Origin of the sequence: Halomonas sp. HL-93 (assembly GCF_900086985.1) — a bacterium.
GTDB lineage: Bacteria > Pseudomonadota > Gammaproteobacteria > Pseudomonadales > Halomonadaceae > Vreelandella.
In genome coordinates, this window is the sequence record NZ_LT593974.1 from 1,093,055 (window position 1) to 1,114,666 (window position 21,612).

Sequence of the window (21,612 nt, forward strand, 5' to 3'; positions counted from 1 at the left end):
AACAAACTTGTCCACCTAAACTGTTCATGAAAACGGCAAAACAGTGTCTTGGTAATTGCGGCTAAGTGTACCTTACTGCTAGCCAGCAGAGCTGCGAGCGTAACGGTTCGATTGATTGCGCCTAGAGGAATAATGCCATGAACCGTTACCCAGCGTTCTGCCTGTCGTTCGCGTTATGCATGATTACGACGGCGGTTAATTTACAAGCACCGCTTTATGACGCGCTGGCAGCGCAGGATGGCCTGGGTGTTGGGGCCACAACGCTTGCTTTTGCTTGTTACGTTGCTGGCATCATGCCGGTGTTGCTGGGGCTTAACGGGCTAGCCGACCGAGTGGGGCGTAAGCCGTTAATCCTTCTGACACTTCTATTGTGCCTAGTCGCTACCACGCTAACGCTAGTGACACCGGGGCTATGGGCGCTTGCTATTGCACGATTTCTGCTGGGCATTGGCACCGCTTTTACGACGGCTATCGCGTCTGGCTATATGCAAATGCTGGTAGGCCGTCACGCTCATCAGAAAGCCACGCATTATGTGACGGCCAGCACGGCATTGGGCTTTGGCTTGGGGGCAGCGGTGACCAGCGTGTTTATCCTTTTTGCACCAAGTGTCACACCACCCAGCCTGTGGCTTTACCTATGTGCTGCTGGCTTAGCGTTGGTGATGGTCATAACTCTGCCAGATGAAACAGTCCGCTCTAACGGGCGTGCCATGTGGCGTTTGCCGGCTTACCCGCACGGTACGCTAGGCTATGGGTTGGCGATTTTACTGGCTTGGGCAACGGTGGGTTTGGTGATCGCCATTTTACCTTCCACGCTTAACCAACACGGATTAAGCGCTTGGAGTGGTTTCGCTACTTTCGGCGTTTGCAGCGGTGGGGTGTTGTTTCAACCCTGGGCGAGAAAGCTTACGCCACATCGCGCGACAGCGCTTGGGTTATGTATTTTACCCTTGGCATATGGACTGATCGCATGGGGCGCTATTGAAGGCTATCTAGTAGCCGTATTAGCGGGCACGCTTGCGGCCAGCAGTGCTTGCTACGGGTTTATTTATTTAGGTGGACTAAGCGGCGTGCTGGCTGTCGCTAAAGACGTACCTAACGAGGCGAGCGCAGGTTATTTTTTAATGGCCTATATAGGATTTAGTCTGCCGGTGGTGGTCACGGGTGTGCTGGTTGATGCCACCGGTCATGCAGCCGCATTAACGCTGTTCGGTGGTGTGTTGCTGGCCGGTGTCAGCGTGGCCGGTTGGCTAGTCAAGCGGTCAGCAAGTCACGCGCATGAGCCGGGGTATGCGGATGGTTGAGTATTTTAATGGGATGTCTCAACCAACAGCCCGCAGGAGGGCGCGGCCCATCGGGTGTCGGCGGTAAATACCACGTCACAAATCACCGGTGAGTAGTAACGGCGCACGTGTTCGTCAATATGCGCTCGCAGGGCGTCTTGTTGAGTAATGGAGGCATTGGGCGACGTGTCGGGGAGCACCACATGGACCATGACATAGAGTAACCGTCCTGGGCGCACTATACGGACGCGCACTTCTTGCGTGTCAGTGTCGGCGAGTGCCCGTGCGACGGCTTGGCGAACCGGCTCGGCAATGGCCTCTTCAGGACTTTTATTGAGCAGTTCCTGCAGCGATTGAGATGCCATTCTCACCGGCACGCCGAGGCAAAGTAGTACGACAGCGATCACCAACACCGAATCCACATACGGCAGCACTGTGTGCCAGCCTAGCTGCTCGAACAGCATGACCAAACAGAACGCGGCGAGCACGGCCGCCGAAATCACGCTGTTAACCACCCAGTTGAGTTTATCCGCACTCACTAATGGGCTGTGTACATGTTGTTGGCTTCGATGCATGACCCAGGCCGTTAGCGAACACACCGCCGTGGCAAATAGCGCGTAAAGTACCGCTAACCCGGCAGCGATCTCACGCCCTCCGCTGAGGAGCGCCGCGATGGCATCCACCAGGGCAAAAATCGAGACGCCTAGAATCAATAGCCCCTTGCACAGGTTTACCAGCGACTCAAAGTAGCTATAGCCAAACGGGTAAGACTCGCTGTCCGGGCGGCTGGCTAATTTGCTGACCTTGATGGTGACCAGCGCAACGCTGAAATAGATAAGGTTGAATAACCCGTCCAGCAAAATGGCCTGGGAGTTGGAAGCCAGCGTCGCGGCAATGCCCGCACAGCCGATCAGCAGTGCCATCAAGGCGGAAAAGGCTAAAGTTCTGGATTCTGTCTTCACGAACGTTTCTGCTCCGATGCCTACCTAACAAAAAGTGGGAAAGCATAGCAATATCATGGGTTGTCTCAAAAAATGAAGGCTAAATAACCTCTTCTGGATGAAAGGCGCTTTTAAAGGCTGTTTTTGTAAGAGATTGCCGACATGGTTTGTAAGATATTAACCCTTTGTGCAGTGAAGGGGTTGCCTTGCTTTCTGGTGCCGCTACTCTGATCGTTTCTCATTAGCAGATAACGATCCAGGGAGCGGGATTATGTCTGAAAGGCTGGGGGCGGATAAGACAGGTTTGCAATTCACCCTGACACTTCCGGGGGTGGATGACGTGGCGGTGATCGACTTCACCCACCGCGAATCGCTCTCCCAACCCTTCGAGCTGGCGCTGAACCTGGCCAGCCGCGATGGCAGCCTGGACGCCGTCGAGCTGCTGGATCGTGAAGCGTCATTAACCATCTGGCAGGACGGCGAAGCGCTGCGCCGGGTGCACGGCATTGTCAGCGAATTTGGCCGGGGCGACCGAGGCCACCGGCGCACCTTCTACTCGCTGGTGCTGCGCCCCGCTTTGTGGCGGCTTTCTCTGCGCCACAACTCGCGGATCTTCCAGAAAGTCGACCCGCTCACCATCATCAATACCCTGTGCGACGAGCGCGGCATCCGCGACGTGGCCTTTGCAGTCACTCGCGAGCTCCCCGAACGTGAGTACTGCGTGCAGTACCGCGAGACCGACCTCGCCTTTATCGAGCGCCTGGCCGCCGAAGAGGGGCTGTTTTATTTCCATGAGTTTGAAGCAAGCGACGGCGGCGCCCATCGGCTGGTGTTTGCCGATGACCCGCAGCTACTCACTAGCCTCGGCGAGCGCAGCTATCACAGCCGTGCCGGAGGCACCGCTCCCATGCGCCATGTGCGCAAGCTCAGCCACACCGCCCGGGTAGCGAGTTCATCCGCCACGCTAAAAGACTACAGCTTTAAAAATCCCGCCTATGCACAGCTCCACGACCACCTGGGCCGTGATGTAGAAGACCATGGACAGCAGGTCGATTACGAACACTACGACTACCCCGGCCGCTATAAGCAGGATGCCTCCGGCAAACCCTTTACCCGCATTCGCCTGGAACAGCTGCGCCGCGAGGCGATTACCGCCAGTGCCGAAAGCGACCTGCCAGAACTGGCCCCCGGCCTGCGTTTCACGCTGACCGACCACGACACCGACAGCCTCAACCGCGACTGGCAGGCCATCGAAGTACGCCACGTCGGCGAGCAGCCCCAGGCGCTGGAAGAGGACGGCATCACGCAGGGTGACGCTGCCGGGATGACTCGTTATCACAACCAGGTCACGCTGATTCCCGGCGATGCGCCCTGGCGCGCCACGCCCAACCCAAAACCACGGGTGGATGGCCCCCAGGTCGCCTTCGTGGTCGGCCCCGACGGCGAAGAGATTCACTGCGATGAGCACGGTCGGGTCAAGGTCCAGTTCCCCTGGGATCGCTACGCCGAACCCAATGAAACGGCGAGCTGCTGGGTGCGGGTTGCCCAGGGTTGGGCGGGCGGCGGCTACGGCAGCATCGCCATCCCGCGCATCGGCCACGAAGTGATTGTCTCGTTTCTGGAAGGCGACCCGGATCAGCCCTTAATCACCGGGCGCACCTACCCCGCCGTTAATACCGCGCCGTATCCATTGCCGGAACACAAGACCCGCACGGTACTACGCACCCAAAGCCACAAGGCCGACGGCTTCAACGAGCTGCGCTTTGAAGACGAAGCCGGGGAAGAGCAAATCTGGCTCCACGCCCAGAAAGATTTAGAGCTGCTCACGCTCAACGACCGCAGCGAAGAGATCCGCCGCGACAGCCACCTCAAGGTGCATAACGACCGCATCAGCGAGATCGACAACGACGATCACCACACGGTGCATAACAACCGCCATACGAAGGTAGACGGCGACGACCACCTGATAATCGACGGCTCCCGCCACGAGAAGAGCGGCCGAGCGCACCTGCTGGAAGCAGGACGGGAAGTGCATCAAAAATCAGGCGGCAAAACGGTGATCGATGCCGGGGCCGAAATCACCCTCAAAGCCGGGGGAAGCTTCGTCAAACTTGATCCTAGCGGGATTACCATCGTTGGTGCTCAGGTCAAGATCAACTCTGGGGGTAGCCCCGGTGTGGGAAGTGGGCAGGCGGTAATAGATGCCCTATTGCCAGGGCATGTAGCAACCGAGCGCCATGAGCGTATTGCCCCCTTGCAGCAAGACCAACTGATGACGGCTGCCTTGCAAGGTGCCGCGGTGGTTGAGGTATGCCAACGGCTGAAGGACGGCAATAACGATAGTGTTGATCGCTGTGCTTTGGGGGATCAATGCCCATGTCGCTAAGAACGCCGTCGCTATCGGTCTTTTATTTGATTGACTTAGCTCTCTATCCACAGCTGTTACAACAGATGTTCGAAATAGACGAACGCCCCGCCTACGAGCAGCTGTATTTGCAAACGGCCTACGCCCAGCATGCGCAACAAGGGCCAATCCTGATGAGCTTTTCAACGGCTAGCGCCCATGATGCCGCATCACGTTGGGTACAGCAGGGCGCCGCGATCGCACTGTATAGCGATGCAACCCTGGCGGAAGTCGCTGCGCATTACCGGCAATTAACTCATGTCGACCGCCAAGAGGGGCCGCTCGCCCTGTTTCGCTATGCTGATTCGCGGCTATACGGCGGATTGGCCGGGGCATTGACCGAGGGCGAAACGCACGCGTTGCTAGGGCCCATCAAAGCCATAAGTGGCGTTGCCAACGGTGAGGCATGGCGGCTTGAGTCGCCAGTGCCTGGGGATGAACCGCTAGGCAAGTTCAGTTTGACAGCTGACCACGAACAGGCCCTGCAACGGACCCGTGATCAAGCGTTCTGCCAGCAGTTGGCCAGTGATCATGGCCTTTCAACTTCGCTGGCGCAGCAATGGCTCCAGCAAATGGAAGCGCTGCCTTTTACGACGGAATCTGCGCGCTGGGAAGGGTGCAGCCTCCTTGCCGCGTCTGACTATCGTACGCCGCTCTCGCCAAGCCATATGCAGCAACTGAAAGCACATAAGGGTTCCCGGCAAGCACTGCTGGATGAGTTGCAAACGCTGGTCAATGAGCAAGCTCCTTTAGCAGAAACCGATGGTGACCCCCGATGACCGAAACCCTCTCGCCCCCGCGATTACAGCCCAGCCGAACAAGCTTGTCAGGTGTCACGATGCCTGCCCACTGTAGCGTGGGCGTTACCGTCTTGATTGTGCATCGCGATACGCTGGGGCGTTATCTACCGGAAGGCACAAGCGTCAAGTTAGTTGATTCTGCCGGAAAGACCATCACCGCCACCATTGATGCCGAGGGCGCAAGTCGTCATGAAGGGGCGGCGCCTAATAAGGTCGCCTGGCAACTAATGGATGCCCATGGTCAGCACCTGGTGGCGGTCGACGATAAGCCGCTGGAACCATGTCGAGCAGCGGCGGAGCCTCCGGAAGTCGATATTGCCATGGATGAAACGACGATCCAGGCCACCTACCTGCCTCCGCCTATCAGCCTCAATCTGCGCGATGAAATGACCTCACCCGAGGCCGACTTACTGAGCGACGAGCAACTGGAACAGCTGCGTTTGGCGGGTAACAACGCCACGCTGTTCTTGCATGGCTACAATGTCCCACTGGGTCAGTACGGGTCGTTTGCCTCCTGGGAAAAGCGCAGCGATATCAGTGCTAAACCGTTATTAACCACTGCCCATACGGCCAGCAGCGCCACCATTCTTCAAGATATCGACAAGGTAAATATCCAAGTACCTGTCACGAGAGGCAAGATAGCCAACAATCTCTATCATACGCCGACCGAAAATGGATCGGATGAATATCGTGAGGCGTATTGTAACGGCAGTGGTGCCTACAACTGGTTCGTTCACATGGAGCATCAGCTCAACCGTGCGGCGGGGATGACCGAAGAAGACTGGCGACCCTACACCCGCATGGTGGGCATCGCCTGGTTTGGCGATACGGGCAGCGTCGACTTCTTCCAGGCCGAACTCAATGCGATGGCAGCAGGGCGGCGGTTGGTCGCTTTGCTTGAACAGCTTGATGAAGCAGGCATTGCCATCAATATCATCAGCCACTCGCTGGGCGCGCGCGTGGTACTCACGGCACTCAATATTCTCGGTGAGCAGGAGCGCCACCAATGGATCGACAATATTTATCTGTGGCAGCCAGCGGTTGCCGATAACGCGCTCGTCAATGATTCCTCTCAGGACAGCCACCCGCTGGGCATGGGCGTCTTCCCCGACGCCCACAAGGCAGCGCGCAAGGTGGTGGTGTTGCACTCCGAGGAGGATGGCATCCTCGGGCCGCCGCCGCAGGATAGCCGCTCCTTCTGGCAACAGGTAGCTGAAGTCATCAGCCCCACCGCAGTGTGGGCACAAGAGCTATTCGGCGCCGACGATATGTTGGATGAACTCATCGGCTCGGCGGGAGGCGCCTACGGTAAAAAGTGGTGGGTATTCCCCGCTGGCCTGTCGACGCCCTTAATCCGCTACTACACCGATAAGGCACCGGACGATACGGTACAACCTCCTGTGCCTCCACCCATACCGGTTGGCCCTGATCCTTATGGCAAGGAGCACGCTGCAAGGGCTTGGCAGGCATTCAGAAAGCTGGCGATTGAGGAGGCGCGTGAGGCAATCGCCAGCGCCGACCCCTTGCCCACTTATGACCTGTTGGCACCGCTCGCCCACCATGCCGTGGTGAGCGAAGAACGCGCCGCCTCCTATATCGATACCCTGGAGTGGCTGGTAGGCAGGAATTGGCGAGCGGGGAGAGGACCGCGCGCAGCGCTGGGGAGTGTCGGGTTTGGTGTGGTGCGTGCTGATAATGTTTTTATTAGAAGGAAATTAGGTACTGAAGAATTCGACTTCGTCGACCAGACACTATGGTTATTTGATCACTCGGGAATGAAAATTCCTAGCGATGAGGTGTTTGAGAAAAGCTATCAGGAAGGGATTATTGATCGGATCAAGGAGGCATCGCGTTTTGGTCGCTATGAATAAGCAAAAAATAATCGCTCTTGTAATAGTTGTTGGCACTGTATTGGCTTTGGCCTATTACGGCGTAATGATGCTAACAAGGCTTGAACCGGTTACTTCACTAAGCATGTCTAGCAATGGTCGCTATGTGATCTCTGCCCACGAAGACGGCGCGCTGGTGCTATGGGATATAGACGCCAAGAAGAGAGAGCAACTGTCTGATAATGCGAACCTTTATAGTGCCTATTTTATCCCCGAAGGCGATGCATTCCTATGGCAGGATCAAGATGATGTCGTTTATGTGCAGCGCGTCGATGGCGAGGTGATTGAGGAATTTGAGCACTTCCCGACCTATGGGCATGTGATGTCCGCTGATAGACAGGACTACCTCTCCAGTAATCAAACCTGGAACATTTACCATGGACATGGCGATGCGTTACGCCCCGTTTTGCTTGATAGCCAAAGCCCCAGCTTTACCGGCACCGGGCAAGTCTTGAACCTTTCTATGGGCGACGGGTTTTTCGTCTCCGGGGGCTCGGGAAGTCCTGGTGGCGAACTCGAAGACTCCCCGCCGGTACGGGAAGAGGACGATTTTCGTTTTTCCTCCAGCTACGGCGGGGTGACGTTATGGGATACTGATACTTTGGAACCCGTAGCTAAATTGCCGGGCAACTCATCCAAAACCTATGCCACCGTTAGCCCGGACGGTCAGTGGGTGGTCAGCGGTGACGAGAATACCATCGGGCTTTTCTGGAATACGGATGAACCTCAAGAACGCCACAGAATGGCTGACTATGATAGCGGTGTTTTGTTAGATGATTTGCCAGATGGGCTACCAGAAGAAGATTATTGGGATGCCAGTGAATTAATTGATGTCCCAAGGAAGGAAAAGCCTGATGAACATGGTATTTATCGCCCGTTAGCTACACCAACGACTATTGCCATTGCTTTTATCAATGGCAGTGAGGAGTTCTTACGCATCGGCCATAGCCATTATCGTAGTGATGGCACTAGTCAAACCTATGCCGCCCTGTTCAAGGCAGGCAACCCCTGGCCCCAGGCATATCTTGATTTAGGTACGGATCCTTTTCCCTCAGTCAATAACTACTCTCGCAACCTGAGTATCGACTCCGCGCCTGATGCCAACCTGTTAGTCACCGGCCATGCCTTTGATGGCGGTATCACCGTGTACCGCTATGACCCGGAAGAGCGCACGCTAGCCAAGGAGTGGGTAGGGCAGTAATGCTGGCAAGCGTCATCGCGAGCGCTAGACACCGCCTCCGTGAGTTGGTCATTATCATGCTGGTGGTCATGGCCGCTGGTGCTTGGCTCTGGTTCACGCTTAGTCGCCTGGAGCCGGTGACCTCGCTAAGCGTTTCCAGCGATGGTCGCTATGTGATCTCTGCCCACAAAGATGGTGCGCTAGTGCTGTGGAATATCGAGGACCAAAAACGGGAAGTGCTTTCCAATGAAGCCAATATCTACAGCGCTTACTTTATTGAAAGGGGAAATGCATTCCTATGGCTGGATCAGAATGATGCGGTGTACGTGCAGGGCGTCGATGGCGAGGTGATTGAAGAGTTTGAACACTTTCCCACCTACGGGCATGTGATGGACTCAACCTTTTCCGATTATTTAGCTTCCGATATTGACTGGAACATCTTCCATGGTCACGGGGGCGCCATGAAGCCGGTCATGCAAGATGGTGTCTCTCCCAGTTTTAAAGGGTCGGGAAAGATATTGAAACTAACGCTGTCTGAGCAGGGGCGTAAATTCGTATCAGCAGGGGTGGGAGATCGTGAAAGCCCAAGCGTCGACGAGGTGCCTGCAGTCGCACCTGAACGTCGATTCAGCAACTATACGGGCGTGACGCTATGGGATCTTGACACGTTTGAGCCTATTTCCATGCTACCAGGGAACTCGTTTAAGGTAGATGCCACTATCAGCCCCGATGGGCAGTGGGTGGTCAGTGGTGATGAGAATACTTTGGGTTTTTTCTGGGATACAAATGCACCACAAGAGCGCCGCCGTATGGCTGACTACCTCAGTGGTGTTTTCCTAGAAGATGTTCCAGAAGGTTTGGCAACGGATGAGTACTGGGATAAAAGTAAACTTATTGATGTTCCAAGAAAAGATAAGCCTGATGAGCACGGCGTTTATCGTCCGCTAGCTACGCCAACGACCATTGCCACTGCCTTTATCAAGGGCAGCGAGGAGTTCCTGCGTATTGGTTACAGCCAGTATAGCAGTGATGGCACTAGCCAAACCTATGCCGGTCTGTTCGAGGCAGGCAACCCCTGGCCCCAAGCGTATCTTGATTTGGGCACTGATCCTTTTCCCTCAGTGAATGATTACTCCCGCAACCTGAGTATCGACTCCGCGCCTGATGCGAACTTGCTGGTCACCGGGCATGCTTTTGATGGCGGTATCACCGTGTACCGTTACGATCCTGAAGAACGCACGCTAGCCAAGGAGTGGGTGGGGCAGTGATGCTGATTATTTACTTTCACGATTTATATCGGAAAAACCGTTAATTCGCGGATGGTCATATGAAAACGCGATGGAAGAAGGCAGCTCCCTGCCTTCCTTCATCATCTTAACCATCACCCCTCGATCCATACCTCATCGCCTTTGAACTCAATTGGCCATGTGCGTAGTTTGACGTCCTCATCCTCCAGGCACTGGCCGTCTTCCAGACGAAAGTGCTGCTTATAGATGGGCGAGGCGACGACTGGGGCACCTTTTAGATCGCCGACAATACCCCGGGCAATGACGTTGGCGTTGGAGAACGGATCGTGATGGTCGAGGGCGAAAAGCTCGTTGCCATGGCCTGGTAAATAGAAAATGGCCACCTGGGCCGGGGGGGCGCCGCTATCCAGCCAGGCGGCCACACCGGAAAACTCCACCAGGTCGGCTTTGTGACAGACTTTTTGCCAGGTCTTGCTGTTTTCAACACTCACGTTATCCATCTCTTTTTTCATTGCCGTTGCGGTCATGGGATGCCTCGTTGTTTGATCATTGTTTATTCAGTGAAAAGCGTCGCTTAATTAAGCAGGCCGAAGTTGGCCGCGCTCGCTGGTCATGATGATCGACGGGTCCGGGCGCTCGTCGTTGACGAAGCTTCTGAAACGCTTGAGTTTTTCCGGATCGCTGATGGCATCGGCCCATTCGCACTGATAGTTGTCGATGACAGTTTGCATCTGACGCTCTAGCTCGTCGCCGATATCCAGGCTGTCTTCCAGAATCACCTCTTTCAGGTAATCCAGGCCACCTTCGAGGTTCTCCCGCCATACGGACGTACGCTGCAGGCGGTCTGCGGTGCGCACATAGAACATCAGGAAGCGGTCAATGGTGCGGTAGAGCTGCTCATCGTCCAGGTCGGTGGCAAACAGCTCGGCGTGGCGTGGGCGCATGCCGCCGTTACCGCACACATACAGGTTCCAGCCGTTCTCAGTGGCGATAATGCCAATGTCTTTGCTCTGCGCTTCGGCGCACTCACGGGTGCAGCCGGAAACGCCAAACTTGATCTTGTGCGGCGCACGCAGGCCCTTGTAGCGATTCTCCAGTTGGATCGCCATGCCGACGCTGTCCTGCACGCCGTAGCGGCACCAGGTGCTACCGACGCAGGACTTCACCGTGCGCAGCGATTTGCCGTAGGCGTGGCCGGTTTCAAAACCGGCGTCGATCAGTTCGCTCCAGATATCCGGCAGGTCTTCCAGGCGGGCACCGAATAAATCGATGCGCTGGCCGCCGGTGACTTTGGAGTAGAGGTTATATTTCTTGGCCACCGCGCCAAGCGCGATTAGCTTGTCAGGGGTGATTTCACCACCGGCAACCCGCGGCACCACCGAGTAGGTGCCGTTTTTCTGCATGTTGGCCATGAAGGTGTCGTTGGTATCCTGCAGCGGCACATGCGCCGCGTCGGTGATCGGCTCGTTAAAGCACGACGCTAGAATCGAGGCCACGGCGGGTTTGCAGATATCGCAGCCCAGGCGGTGGGTCTCAGGATTGCCGTGCTTGTCGATCAGTTCGCTGAAGGTTTTAATGCCTTCTACGCGCACGATGTCGTAAAGCCCCTGGCGGGTATGGGCGAAGTGCTCGCAAATCGATTTATCGACTTCCACGCCGCGGGCTTCGAGTTCGTGATCCACGACACTTTTGAGCAGCGCCGTGCAGCCACCGCAGCCGGTGCTGGCTTTGGTCTCGCCTTTCACACCCGCCAAATCGACCGCGCCGCCGTCAATCGTGGCACAAATATCGCCTTTGGTGACGTTGTGACAGGAGCAAATAGTGGCGGTTTCCGGCAGGGCATCGGGGCCAAGCGCCGGGGCGGCACCACTGCTTTGCGGCAGAATCAATGAGGCCGGCTCGTCGGGCAGTTCGATGCCGTTTGAATAGTACTGCAGCAGCGTGTCGTAGGCGCTGTTATCGCCCACCAGCATGGCCCCCAGCAGCTTCTTGCCGTCGCTGGAGACGACCATCTTGCGGTACACCTGAGTGAGCGGGTCGAGGTAGCGGAACATCCGCGCCCCCGGGTTCTGATTGCCGTGGGCATCGCCAATCGACCCCACATCCACGCCGAGCAGTTTGAGCTTGGTACTCATGTCTGCGCCGCTAAAGCGGGTATCGCCGTCGGTCAGCGTGGCGAGCGCCGCCTTGGCCATCTGATAGCCGGGGGCGACCAGGCCGAAAATGCTCTGGTTCCATAGGGCGACTTCACCGATCGCCAGGATGGCGGGATCGCTGGTGCGGCACTGGTCGTCGACCACCACGCCGCCGCGCTCGCCGATCTCCAGGTCGCAGTCCCGGGCCAGCTGGTCGCGGGGGCGAATGCCCGCCGAGAACACAATCAGGTCGGTTTCCAGCACCTTGTCGTCTTGGAATACCATACGGTGGCGGCTCGCGTCGCCGTCTTCGATACGTTGGGTGGCCCGCTCGGTAAGCACCTGCACGCCCAAGGCTTCGATTTTTTCACGCAGCAATTCGCCGCCTTCATTATCCACCTGCATCGGCATCAGCCGCGAGGCAAACTCCACCACGGCGGTATCCAGGTTCAAACCGCGTAGGGCATTGGCCGCTTCCAAACCGAGCAGGCCGCCGCCGACCACCACGCCGTTCGTGGCGTTTTCGGCCGCCGCGCGGATGTCGTCCAGATCATCCAGCGTACGGTAGACCAGGCAGCCGTCGCGGTCGTTGCCGGGAATCGGCGGCACGAAGGGATAGGAGCCGGTGGCCAGTACCAACTGGTCGTAGGGGTAGCGCCCCTGGTCGGTCACCACTTCCTGCTGGTCGCGATCAATGTGCGTCACGGCTTCGCCGGTGCGCAGCGTGACGCCACTGGTGGCGTAGTAGTCGGCGTCGCACAGGGCGAGCGACTCGGCATCGCGGCCGCTGAAATATTCCGAAAGGTGGACGCGATCATAGGCGCGATGACGCTCTTCGCCAAACACGGTGACCTGATAGCGATCAAGAGCGCCGTTATCTACGAGCTGCTCGACCAGGTGGTGGCCGACCATGCCGTTACCAATAATAATAAGCTGCTGTTGGGTAGACATGCTTAAGCCGCCTCCGACGTTGTATGAGAAGAGTGTTTAGAAGAGGGTCCAGAAGGATCAGGGAGCAGTTGAGATGCCGCTTCACGTAGCACCTCGACATCCGCGGCGCCGAACAGCAGCGCCTGACGACAGGCACTCAGGTCGTTCCCCGCCAGCGCCTGCTCGAAGTACCAGGGGCCGTGTTGGGTGTCGCCATAGAGCACGGCTCCTTCAATGCGGCCGTCGCGCAGTAATAAGCGCCGGTAGTCGCCCCGTTGTGGGTCGTGGTAGCGAAGCTCGTCATGCTCGGGCGAGGCCTCGGTAGGGCCAAACGCGAAAAGCGAAACGCCGCTGACTTTGAGCTTGGTAGCGGTGGGTGCCTCGCGGTAGCCGTCGCCCGCGTCGCCACAAAGCACCGCTGCCAATACCTTGACCTGATGCCAAATGGGCTCGACCAGCCCATAGGTGTGCTGCTCAAACTGGCAGCATTCGCCCAGGGCAAAAATATGCGGGTCGGAGGTGGTGAGATGGCGGTCGACCTTGATCGCACGGTCGGTGGTGAGCCCTGCTGATTGCCCCAATTCGGCGTTGGGGGTGATGCCAGCGGCGATAATCACGCTGTCGGCAGGCAGTCGACGTCCGTCATTCAGCACGGCAGCGCAGACGCGGCCGGTAGGGTCGCCTTCGAGTTTTGCCAACTGCGCTTGGGTGACAATGTTGAGCCCGCGCTCAACGAGTGAGGCTTTCAGCAGGTTGGCGGCGGTGGCGTCCAACTGGCGGTTCATTAGCCGGTCGCTGCGCTGTAAAACGCTAACGTCTAGCCCCTGGCCGCGTTTGCGTAACCCCTCGGCGGCTTCCAGACCCAGCAGGCCACCGCCAATTACCAGCGCATGGCCGCCCTGTTGGGCAATGGCTTCAAGCGCAGCGGCGTCGTCTAAATCACGAAAACCGTGCACGCCATCTAGCGCTATGCCCGGCACCTTGGGAAGCGTCGGACGCGAGCCGGTGGCCAGCACGAGGCGATCATAGCGTATGGTGTGCCCGCCATCGGTTGTCAGTGTACGGTTCTCACGATCGATGGTTTCGACGCGCTCGCCGAGACGTAGCGAGATACCGTTTTCCCGGTACCAGTCAGCGTCGCGCAGGGTTAGCGCATTGTGCTGCATGTCGCCAGCTAACAGTGGGGAGAGCAGAATGCGATTGTAGGCGGGCACCGGCTCTTCCCCAATCACGGTAATTACCTTAGGGCGTTGGGGGGCATTGACCAGGGCTTCCACCAATCGGTGACTGGCCATGCCGTTGCCGATAATGACCAAGTGGTCATCGAGTGAGCACCGGGGAAAGGTTTCCATGGGTGGCTCCTATTCATCTTGCGTGATAGCGATTTGCTCCAAACAAAAACGCCCCTGACACATGCGCTTCCTGCAAGCAGGATGAACAAGGTCAGGGGCGTCGTTGCCCGGTAACGTTGGTTAACGCGTGGCCGCCGCCATTGGCCGCCAACAAGTTATATACTCAATAGCTGCAAATCGACGGCCAATCCTGGGATATTGTTTTTTTTGCTTTATTTTTCATGTCTTTGAATAGAAATTTATAAGAACCTGGTTAGACACTTCCCCGAGCCTATGCACGCTGTTGGTGCGCATGAGGTGTTGGATTGCACTCTCAGCACACAAGCGCGGGGCGTCAGCGGCGTAGCAAATGTCTGAGATGGGCTGTGGTTTTTATTTAAAATATTGTTTTTTAATAATTATTTGTGATTTTTTTGAATAACGGCTTAGCGTTTGCAGTTAACCAAGTACAAGGAACAATCGCGCATTGTATTGCGTTCATTAAAAGCAATGGCAGCGAATAACCCCAAGAAAGCCGTTAAACAATAAGTAGCCGTTAAAAAATACGTTTGGCACCTTTGACGGTGCTCGCTGTGGCAACGACGTCCAGCCTGCTGATCGACTTTTGCGAATTCTGCGCAAGCGATTAGCAGCCTGGGCGTTTTTTTATGGGCGGCGTTTGCAATCTGCCAAGGAGTGATCATGCATCAAGCCAAAACGACCTGTCCCTACTGTGGTGTCGGCTGCGGCGTTAACGCGACCGTGGCGGATAACGGCAAGCTGAGCGCTGTGGAGGGCGACCTTGAGCACCCCGCCAATTATGGGCGGCTGTGCGTAAAAGGCTCGGCGCTGCACGAAACGCTAGGTGATCAAGGCCGCCTAACACGCCCCCGCGTGGATGGCGAGGAGGTCTCGTGGGATCAGGCATTAAGCGCTACCGCCGACCGGTTAACCAGATTGCGCAATGAGCACGGTCATCACTGTGTGGCAGCGTATCTCTCCGGCCAGTTACTGACAGAAGACTATTACGTTGCCAATAAACTGTTTAAAGGCTTTTTGGGCACGCCGCATCTGGATACCAATTCGCGGCTGTGCATGGCTTCGGCGGTGGCAGGATACAAGCGCGCCTTCGGTGCCGATGCGGTGCCCTGCAACTATGAAGATCTGGAAGAGGCCGAACTGGTCGTGTTGGTAGGCTCCAACCTAGCCTGGAACCACCCGGTGCTCTACCAGCGCATCAAGGTCGCCAAAGAGCGTAACCCGTTGATGCGTGTGGTGGTGATCGATCCGCGGGTGACTGATAGCTGCGAGATAGCCGACCTTTACCTGGGCATCAAACCCGGCAGCGACGCGGTACTGTTTAACGGGCTTTTGGCATGGATGGCGGCCAAGCGCAAGCTGGACCACGTCTACCTGGAGCGTCACACCCAGGGGTTTGACGAGGCATTAAAGACTGCGCAACAAACGGTGGGCTCCATCGTCGAGGTCGCGGCAGCCTGCGATGTGGATGTCGAGCGTCTGGAAACCTTTTATTACTGGTTTGCCAGCCAGCTACACGTGGTGACGCTGTATTCCCAAGGGGTCAACCAGTCTTCAAGCGGTACCGATAAGTGCAATGCGATCATCAACTGCCACTTGGCGGGAGGCAAAATCGGCCTGCCCGGCGCAGGGCCGTTCTCGGTCACCGGCCAGCCCAATGCCATGGGCGGGCGCGAAGTGGGCGGCTTGGCCAACCAGCTAGCCGCGCACATGGATTACGATACCCCCGGCGCGCGTGACTTAGTCACCCGTTTTTGGGCTACCGATAACTTGGTGCCCGAACTGCCAGATGGCCCCGGCTACAAAGCCGTTGAGCTGTTTGACGCCATTGAGCGCGGCGAAATTAAAGCGCTATGGGTGATGGCCACCAACCCTGCGATAAGCCTGCCCGATGCGGCCCACGTGCGCGCGGCGCTTGCAAAATGCCCGCTGGTGATTGTCTCGGAGTGTGCGGCGCATACCGATCTGCTGCCCTACGCCGATATTGTGCTGCCGGCTTCCGGGTGGTCTGAGAAAGACGGCACGGTGACTAATTCCGAGCGGCGTATCTCTCGCCAACGTGGCATGTTGCCGCCACCCGGTGAGGCTCGCCACGACTGGCAAATCATCTGCGATGTTGCCAAGCGGCTAGGGTTTACAGAGGCGTTTGATTACGCTCACCCGAGCCAAATATTTGACGAGCACGCACGCCTTTCCGGCTTTGAAAACGCCAGTACCACACAACGGCTATTCGATATTTCGGGGCTTGCCGGGCTGGGCCGTGACGGTTATGACGCGCTTGCCCCGATTCAATGGCCGGTAAATATCCAGGCCCCTAAAGGTACAGCGCGCTTATTTGAGAATGGCCAGTTTGCCACGCCCGATGGACGCGCCAAGCTACTGCCGATTACCCCGCGGGGGCCCGAGCAAGCGCTCAGCCCAGCGTATCCGCTGCGTCTCAACACCGGGCGAATACGCGACCAGTGGCACACCATGACGCGCACCGCCCGTTCGCCGCGGTTGATGAACCACCGCGCCGAGCCGTTTATCGATGTACACCCTGACGACGCTGCCGAGGCGGGTATTAGAGATCAATCACTTGCCGTTTTATCTGCCGCGACGGGTAAGTACCTGGCACGCGCCAGAGTATCTAAGGCTCAGCGACGCGGCGAAGTATTCGTACCTATTCACTGGACCGACTGTTTCAGCCAAAATGCGCGCAGCAGCGCGTTGATTCAGCGTATTATGGACCCGATTTCCGGCCAGCCTGAAGCCAAGCACGGAGCAGTGGCGCTGGTGCCATTAACGCCTGCCTGGGAGGCAACGTTGCTGGTTGCCGACCACGCTAGCGCTATGCCAACGGGGCACCCTGCGTGGTGCGAAAGCGACTACTGGACCCGTATCCCCATGCGCGGCTGCCAACGCTGGCAACTGGCAGGTGCGACGGCCGTCAACGATTGGTTTGCCTCACTGGCGGCGTGGCTGCCCACGTCGCCAGCGCTTTGGTGCGAAGACGTCGCCACGGGTGGCCTGCGCGCGGCAGGTGTGGAAAATGGCCAGCTTAAGTGGTGGTTGATGGTAGGTCCGCCCAATGAACTACCTGGGCTCGCTTGGCTGGAAGCGCGTTTTAACGACGCCCACATCGACGATACCCATCGTCGGCGTTTGTTAGCGGGCTGCGATGACGGTGCGGCGGATACCGGCCCGGTTATCTGTAGCTGTCATCAGGTAGGTCAAACCGCTATTGTTGAGGCCATTCGGGGAGGCGATACCAGCGTTGAAGCGTTGGGCGCACGCCTTGCCTGCGGCACCCAGTGCGGCAGTTGCATTCCCGAATTGAAATCGTTACTTGAAGAGGAGCGCCCCAATGCGCGCGCTAAGCAAAATTCCGCTTATGAAATGGTGTAATGCCTTGGCGCGGCTCGTGAACCGTCTAGATCCAAGCCGTTCTAGGCTCGGAAGCGTCGCCCGCGATACCGCCGATCAGTTGCCGCATAAGGGCGATTGCCAGCCAGGGCATGTGTATCTGGTCGGCGCTGGCAGCGGCGATGTCGAGTTGCTGACGCTCAAGGCGGCGCGCCTGCTGTGCCAGGCAGACGCCGTGGTCTATGACCGGCTAGTGGGCGACGACGTGCTGGCGCTGATTCCCCGCGGTACCCAGCGCTATTATGTGGGCAAGGCAAGCGGACACCACAGCATGCCTCAGGCCGAGATTGGCGCCCTGATGGTCAAGCTTGCCAGGGCGGGCAAGTCGGTGGTGCGTCTCAAGGGCGGTGATCCAGCCATTTTTGGCCGCATGGGCGAAGAGCTGGATGCGCTGGCTGCCGCTCAGCTACCTGCCACGATTGTCCCCGGGATTACCGCGGCCTCCTCAGCGGCGGCGTGCATGGGCATTCCGCTGACCGACCGCGGCCATGCCCAGCAGCTAAGGTTTGTGACTGCCCAGTTGTGCCGTGAAGACGGCACCCCGGATTGGTCGGCGCTTGCCCGGCGCGACGAAACCCTGGTGTTTTACATGGGGCTTTCCAAGGTTGACGCGATCTGTAGTGGTTTGCGTGGCGCGGGGCTGCCCGATGACTGGCCGATTATGCTGGTGGCCAACGCCAGCCAGCCGGACCAGCAGTCGTTAGTGGGTACGCTCGCTGATATGCCCAGCATGCTCGCGGCGCAACCACTGCCGTCACCCTGTGTCATCGTCGTCGGCAGCGTGGTATCGCGCGTAGCGACAAGCCCTGCGGCTCTCGAAATCAATAAAGCCTTTTGCTGAGTATGGCAACGCTGAGCATTTCCCTGGGCCAGTGCTCTGATAAAGGCCGTAAGCCGAGCAACCAGGATTTTTACGGGGCCTATCTGCCCGACGACGCCCAGCGGCGTCATAAGGGCATTGCCATTGCGTTGGCCGACGGCATCAGCAGCAGCACGGTGAGCCGTGAGGCAAGCGAAGCGGTGGTAGGTGGCTTTCTTGGTGATTATTACGCCACGCCAGCTTCCTGGAGCGTTAAAAATGCGGCCCAGCGTGTGCTCCAGGCCACCAATGCGTGGCTGTATGCGCAAACCCGGCAGAGCCAATACCGCTACGATATGGACCGCGGCTATGTCTGCACGCTGAGCGCCATGGTGATTAAATCGGCCACGGCGCATCTGTTTCATGTCGGCGATAGCCGTATTTACCAGTTGGCGGGCAGTTCGCTGGAACCACTGACCGAAGACCATCGCTTTTGGGCCTCTCGGGAGACCAGCCATCTAACGCGCGCCATGGGAGCAAGCCAGCATCTGGAGCTTGATTATCGTGCCGTATCGCTCAGCGAAGGCGATGTGTTTTTGTTGACCACCGATGGTGTTTACGAATGGCTGTCTCCCCACGCCATGGCTTTAATCATTCAAGACAATGCCACCGATCTGGACGCGGCTGCCCGGGCGTTGGTGAACGCGGCGCTTGAGAAAGGCAGCGATGACAACCTGACGGCTCAACTGGTGCGCATCGACACGCTGCCCGACCGGGACGCTGATGAGCTTTACAATGTGCTGGGCGGACTATCCTCACCGCCTGAGCTTCGCCCCAATAGCGAGCTTGACGGCCTGCGCATTATACGCCCGTTGCACGCCAGTGCCCGTAGTCATGTATATTTGGCGCACGACCCGGAAAGCGATCAGCACGTCGTGGTGAAAACGCTATCCACGGAGCTGGCCGAAGACGCTGCCAGCGTCGAGCGTTTCGTGCGTGAGGAATGGATCGCCCGGCGCATTAACAACCCCCATGTGCTTTCCGCGCCCGAACAGCGAAAGCCCCGCCGTTACCTGTACAGCGTCTGGGCATATATCGACGGTCAAACCCTGACCCAGTGGATGCGTGACCACCCTGAGCCGGATCTGGCCGAGGTCCGCGGCATTATCGAGCAGGTGGCCAAAGGCTTGCGCGCCTTTCATCGCCTGGAAATGCTCCACCAGGATGTACGCCCGGACAATATCATGATCGACCATCACGGCACGGCGCGTTTGATTGATTTTGGCGCCGTTCGGGTCGCGGGAATTGCCGAAGCAGACGCGGCCGCTGGGGAGGATATTCTCGGCACGGCGCAATACACGGCACCGGAGTATTTTCTGGGCGAAGGGGGCACTGAAAGGTCTGACCTGTATTCCCTAGCGGTGATCGCCTACCAGATGCTGACCGGCACGCTGCCTTACGGTACTGAAGTGGCCAAAACCCGAACCCGGGCAGCACAGCGCAAGCTCGCCTACCAATCCGCGCTCAACGAAGACCGTGCACTGCCCGCCTGGGTGGACGAGGTTCTAAAAAAAGCGCTGCATCCTAACCCCCAACATCGCTATCCCGCGCTTTCGGAATTTATCTTCGAGCTGCGCTCGCCAAGCCCAGGCACTTTGAAGCAATCGCGGCCACCGCTATTAGAGCGTGACCCGGTGCGATTTTGGCAATGGCTATGCGTGCTGCTGGGCCTTATTATCATCGCGTTAATCGCTAACATGCCTCAGTAAGTCGTGAGTTTGAGGTAGGCCTGGACGCCGTAAAGCACCCGCTGCCATTCGGACAGGATGTTTTGGTATTCATCTGCCTCCAGGGTGTAATCACCCCCTTCGTTATGCCACAGCATCAGGAAGTAGTCATCGACCTCGCGCATCACGTCTGCATCGTTGGGGCCTGATATCATCAGGCTGGCCTCGAGGTTGTAGTTATCCAGATTGCGGCTGGTGAAGTTGGTCGAGCCGCTGATGATCGTGCTCTGATTAGCCTGACGGAGCATCATCATCTTGGGGTGGAACTCCTCGACCTCGACGTCATACCAACGCACGCGCACCTCGCCGTCGGTATTTTCCATGAGCTCCTCAACCACTGGGCGGTTAGGTAAACCGGATTTTTTACGGCCAAACGCCTTTTTATTTGGGTCGAGAATCAAGGAAACTTGCGCCCGCCGCCGTGCTGCGTCGGTCAGCGCATTAACCACTTCGCGGTCAGCGAGGTAGTACATGGCCAGCCACAATTCGTCGTCTTCGCCGGCCTGCTCAATGGTGTCGAGCACGTTGTGAAGCGTTTGCCTTTCAGTAGTGTACTGAAGGCTTAATTCCCCGGTGGCAGGTTCCTCTGGCGGTGTGTAGCTGGGCAATTGAATACCGCTGTCGCCCAGATCAATCACTGCCTGCTCGGCGTCGAGCAGGTCGGCGATGATCGGCCCATCGATTTCAAACGCGACGTTCTCATGAAAGCCGGATTCATCGTGGGCATTGGCGGAGGCGACCAGCGCCGTTCGCTCGGTGATCACCACCTTGCGGTGATTGGCCTTGATATTGAACATATCCAGGTAGCCGCCCAGGTTGAACTTGGGCCCCTTCTCTAAAAACGGGTTGGGCCACCACTCACCGCCCAAGTCGCCCAACCACTGCGGCCCCATACGCCAAAGCGATGAATAGATCGGCGTTGAATCGCGCAGCGGGGTCAGGTTGGAGATCACCACGTCGATGTCAGCGTCGCGCAGCCGGTCGAGCCATTCAGCGGGGTAGGAGCCGTAGCCTGAGTTGATCGCGTCGCTGATAAACACAATTGGCATATCGGGATTGGCGTCGCGTTTGCGAACTAGCTGATCAACAAGGTTATCGCTCAACTGCGGGTAATCTTCGGAGGGATCATTGACCAAGCCATTGACCATGAAATTATCGATCACGATAAAGTCATCGGCGCGTTCGATCATACGCTCGACCTGGTCAAAAATTTCCTGGTCCACGTGCCGTTCGTCATCCGCGTGGTGCGTCAGGTCGCGGAAGAACTCAACATTGTCAGTTTGGTAAACCGGGCTGGCGTGGGAAATGCCGGGGGGAAGAGGCTTTAACTGGTGGTACGCCATGAGGGTGAAATAGAAGGTGAGTAAGACCAAAACCACAACGCTCAGACGTCGTAACCAACGAACAAATTGTTTAAAAAATGTCACCCGAATCCCCAACCC

The 21,612-nt window shown here is 57.5% G+C and carries 14 protein-coding genes; 9 read left to right on the forward strand and 5 right to left on the reverse strand.

Annotated features, from left to right (window positions below; translation table 11 throughout):
• The first annotated feature begins 137 nt into the window (after nt 1-137).
• Nucleotides 138-1,304, forward strand: a complete 1,167-nt coding sequence (locus GA0071314_RS04915; RefSeq protein ID WP_074395579.1) for an MFS transporter — start codon at nt 138-140, stop codon at nt 1,302-1,304.
• A gap of 5 nt (nt 1,305-1,309) precedes the next feature.
• Here GA0071314_RS04915 and GA0071314_RS04920 read toward each other — a convergent pair whose 3' ends face one another.
• Nucleotides 1,310-2,245 carry a cation diffusion facilitator family transporter gene (locus GA0071314_RS04920; RefSeq protein WP_074395580.1) on the reverse strand — a complete coding sequence of 312 codons (936 nt, stop codon included), beginning with the start codon at nt 2,243-2,245 and terminating at the stop codon, nt 1,310-1,312.
• Between the two features lie 250 nt (nt 2,246-2,495).
• Here GA0071314_RS04920 and GA0071314_RS04925 point away from each other — a divergent pair, with 250 nt between their 5' ends.
• Genes GA0071314_RS04925 through GA0071314_RS04945 form a run of 5 tightly spaced genes read left to right on the forward strand, consistent with a single transcriptional unit; the run spans nt 2,496 to nt 9,765 of the window.
• A complete protein-coding gene (locus GA0071314_RS04925) occupies nt 2,496-4,610 on the forward strand; it encodes a type VI secretion system Vgr family protein (protein ID WP_074395581.1) in 2,115 nt (704 codons plus the stop codon).
• Nucleotides 4,601-5,407: a DUF4123 domain-containing protein gene (locus GA0071314_RS04930; protein WP_074395582.1), complete on the forward strand. Its 807-nt coding sequence runs from the start codon at nt 4,601-4,603 to the stop codon at nt 5,405-5,407. The genes GA0071314_RS04925 and GA0071314_RS04930 overlap by 10 nt, the downstream gene beginning before the upstream one ends.
• 59 nt (nt 5,408-5,466) lie before the next feature.
• Complete coding sequence (locus GA0071314_RS04935) at nt 5,467-7,299, forward strand: alpha/beta hydrolase (protein ID WP_074395583.1); 1,833 nt, start codon at nt 5,467-5,469, stop codon at nt 7,297-7,299.
• Nucleotides 7,292-8,518: a WD40 repeat domain-containing protein gene (locus tag GA0071314_RS04940; protein ID WP_231896542.1), complete on the forward strand. Its 1,227-nt coding sequence runs from the start codon at nt 7,292-7,294 to the stop codon at nt 8,516-8,518. Before GA0071314_RS04935 ends, GA0071314_RS04940 begins: the two co-directional genes overlap by 8 nt.
• Nucleotides 8,518-9,765, forward strand: a complete 1,248-nt coding sequence (locus GA0071314_RS04945; RefSeq protein WP_231896514.1) for a WD40 repeat domain-containing protein — start codon at nt 8,518-8,520, stop codon at nt 9,763-9,765. The genes GA0071314_RS04940 and GA0071314_RS04945 overlap by 1 nt, the downstream gene beginning before the upstream one ends.
• A gap of 113 nt (nt 9,766-9,878) precedes the next feature.
• Here GA0071314_RS04945 and nirD read toward each other — a convergent pair whose 3' ends face one another.
• The 3 genes from nirD to GA0071314_RS04960 are packed head-to-tail and all read right to left on the reverse strand — an operon-like array spanning nt 9,879 to nt 14,161.
• Complete coding sequence (gene nirD, locus GA0071314_RS04950) at nt 9,879-10,271, reverse strand: nitrite reductase small subunit NirD (protein ID WP_074395586.1); 393 nt, start codon at nt 10,269-10,271, stop codon at nt 9,879-9,881.
• A 51-nt stretch (nt 10,272-10,322) separates the two neighbouring features.
• Entirely contained in the window at nt 10,323-12,830 is a 2,508-nt protein-coding gene (nirB, locus tag GA0071314_RS04955; RefSeq protein ID WP_074395587.1) for a nitrite reductase large subunit NirB, read from the reverse strand.
• Nucleotides 12,831-12,832: 2 nt separating this feature from the next.
• A complete protein-coding gene (locus tag GA0071314_RS04960; RefSeq protein ID WP_074395588.1) occupies nt 12,833-14,161 on the reverse strand; it encodes an NAD(P)/FAD-dependent oxidoreductase in 1,329 nt (442 codons plus the stop codon).
• A gap of 681 nt (nt 14,162-14,842) precedes the next feature.
• Between GA0071314_RS04960 and GA0071314_RS04965 the strand changes: the two genes are divergently transcribed.
• Genes GA0071314_RS04965 through GA0071314_RS04975 form a run of 3 tightly spaced genes read left to right on the forward strand, consistent with a single transcriptional unit; the run spans nt 14,843 to nt 20,152 of the window.
• Nucleotides 14,843-17,566 carry a nitrate reductase gene (locus GA0071314_RS04965; protein ID WP_074395589.1) on the forward strand — a complete coding sequence of 908 codons (2,724 nt, stop codon included), beginning with the start codon at nt 14,843-14,845 and terminating at the stop codon, nt 17,564-17,566.
• Nucleotides 17,526-18,425, forward strand: coding sequence for a uroporphyrinogen-III C-methyltransferase (cobA, locus tag GA0071314_RS04970; protein WP_074395591.1), 900 nt, complete (start codon nt 17,526-17,528; stop codon nt 18,423-18,425). Before GA0071314_RS04965 ends, cobA begins: the two co-directional genes overlap by 41 nt.
• A gap of 2 nt (nt 18,426-18,427) precedes the next feature.
• Nucleotides 18,428-20,152 carry a bifunctional protein-serine/threonine kinase/phosphatase gene (locus tag GA0071314_RS04975; protein WP_074395592.1) on the forward strand — a complete coding sequence of 575 codons (1,725 nt, stop codon included), beginning with the start codon at nt 18,428-18,430 and terminating at the stop codon, nt 20,150-20,152.
• Here GA0071314_RS04975 and GA0071314_RS04980 read toward each other — a convergent pair.
• Complete coding sequence (locus tag GA0071314_RS04980; protein ID WP_074395595.1) at nt 20,146-21,597, reverse strand: phospholipase D-like domain-containing protein; 1,452 nt, start codon at nt 21,595-21,597, stop codon at nt 20,146-20,148. The two genes, GA0071314_RS04975 and GA0071314_RS04980, sit on opposite strands and share 7 nt — an antisense overlap.
• Between the last annotated feature and the right edge of the window lie 15 nt (nt 21,598-21,612).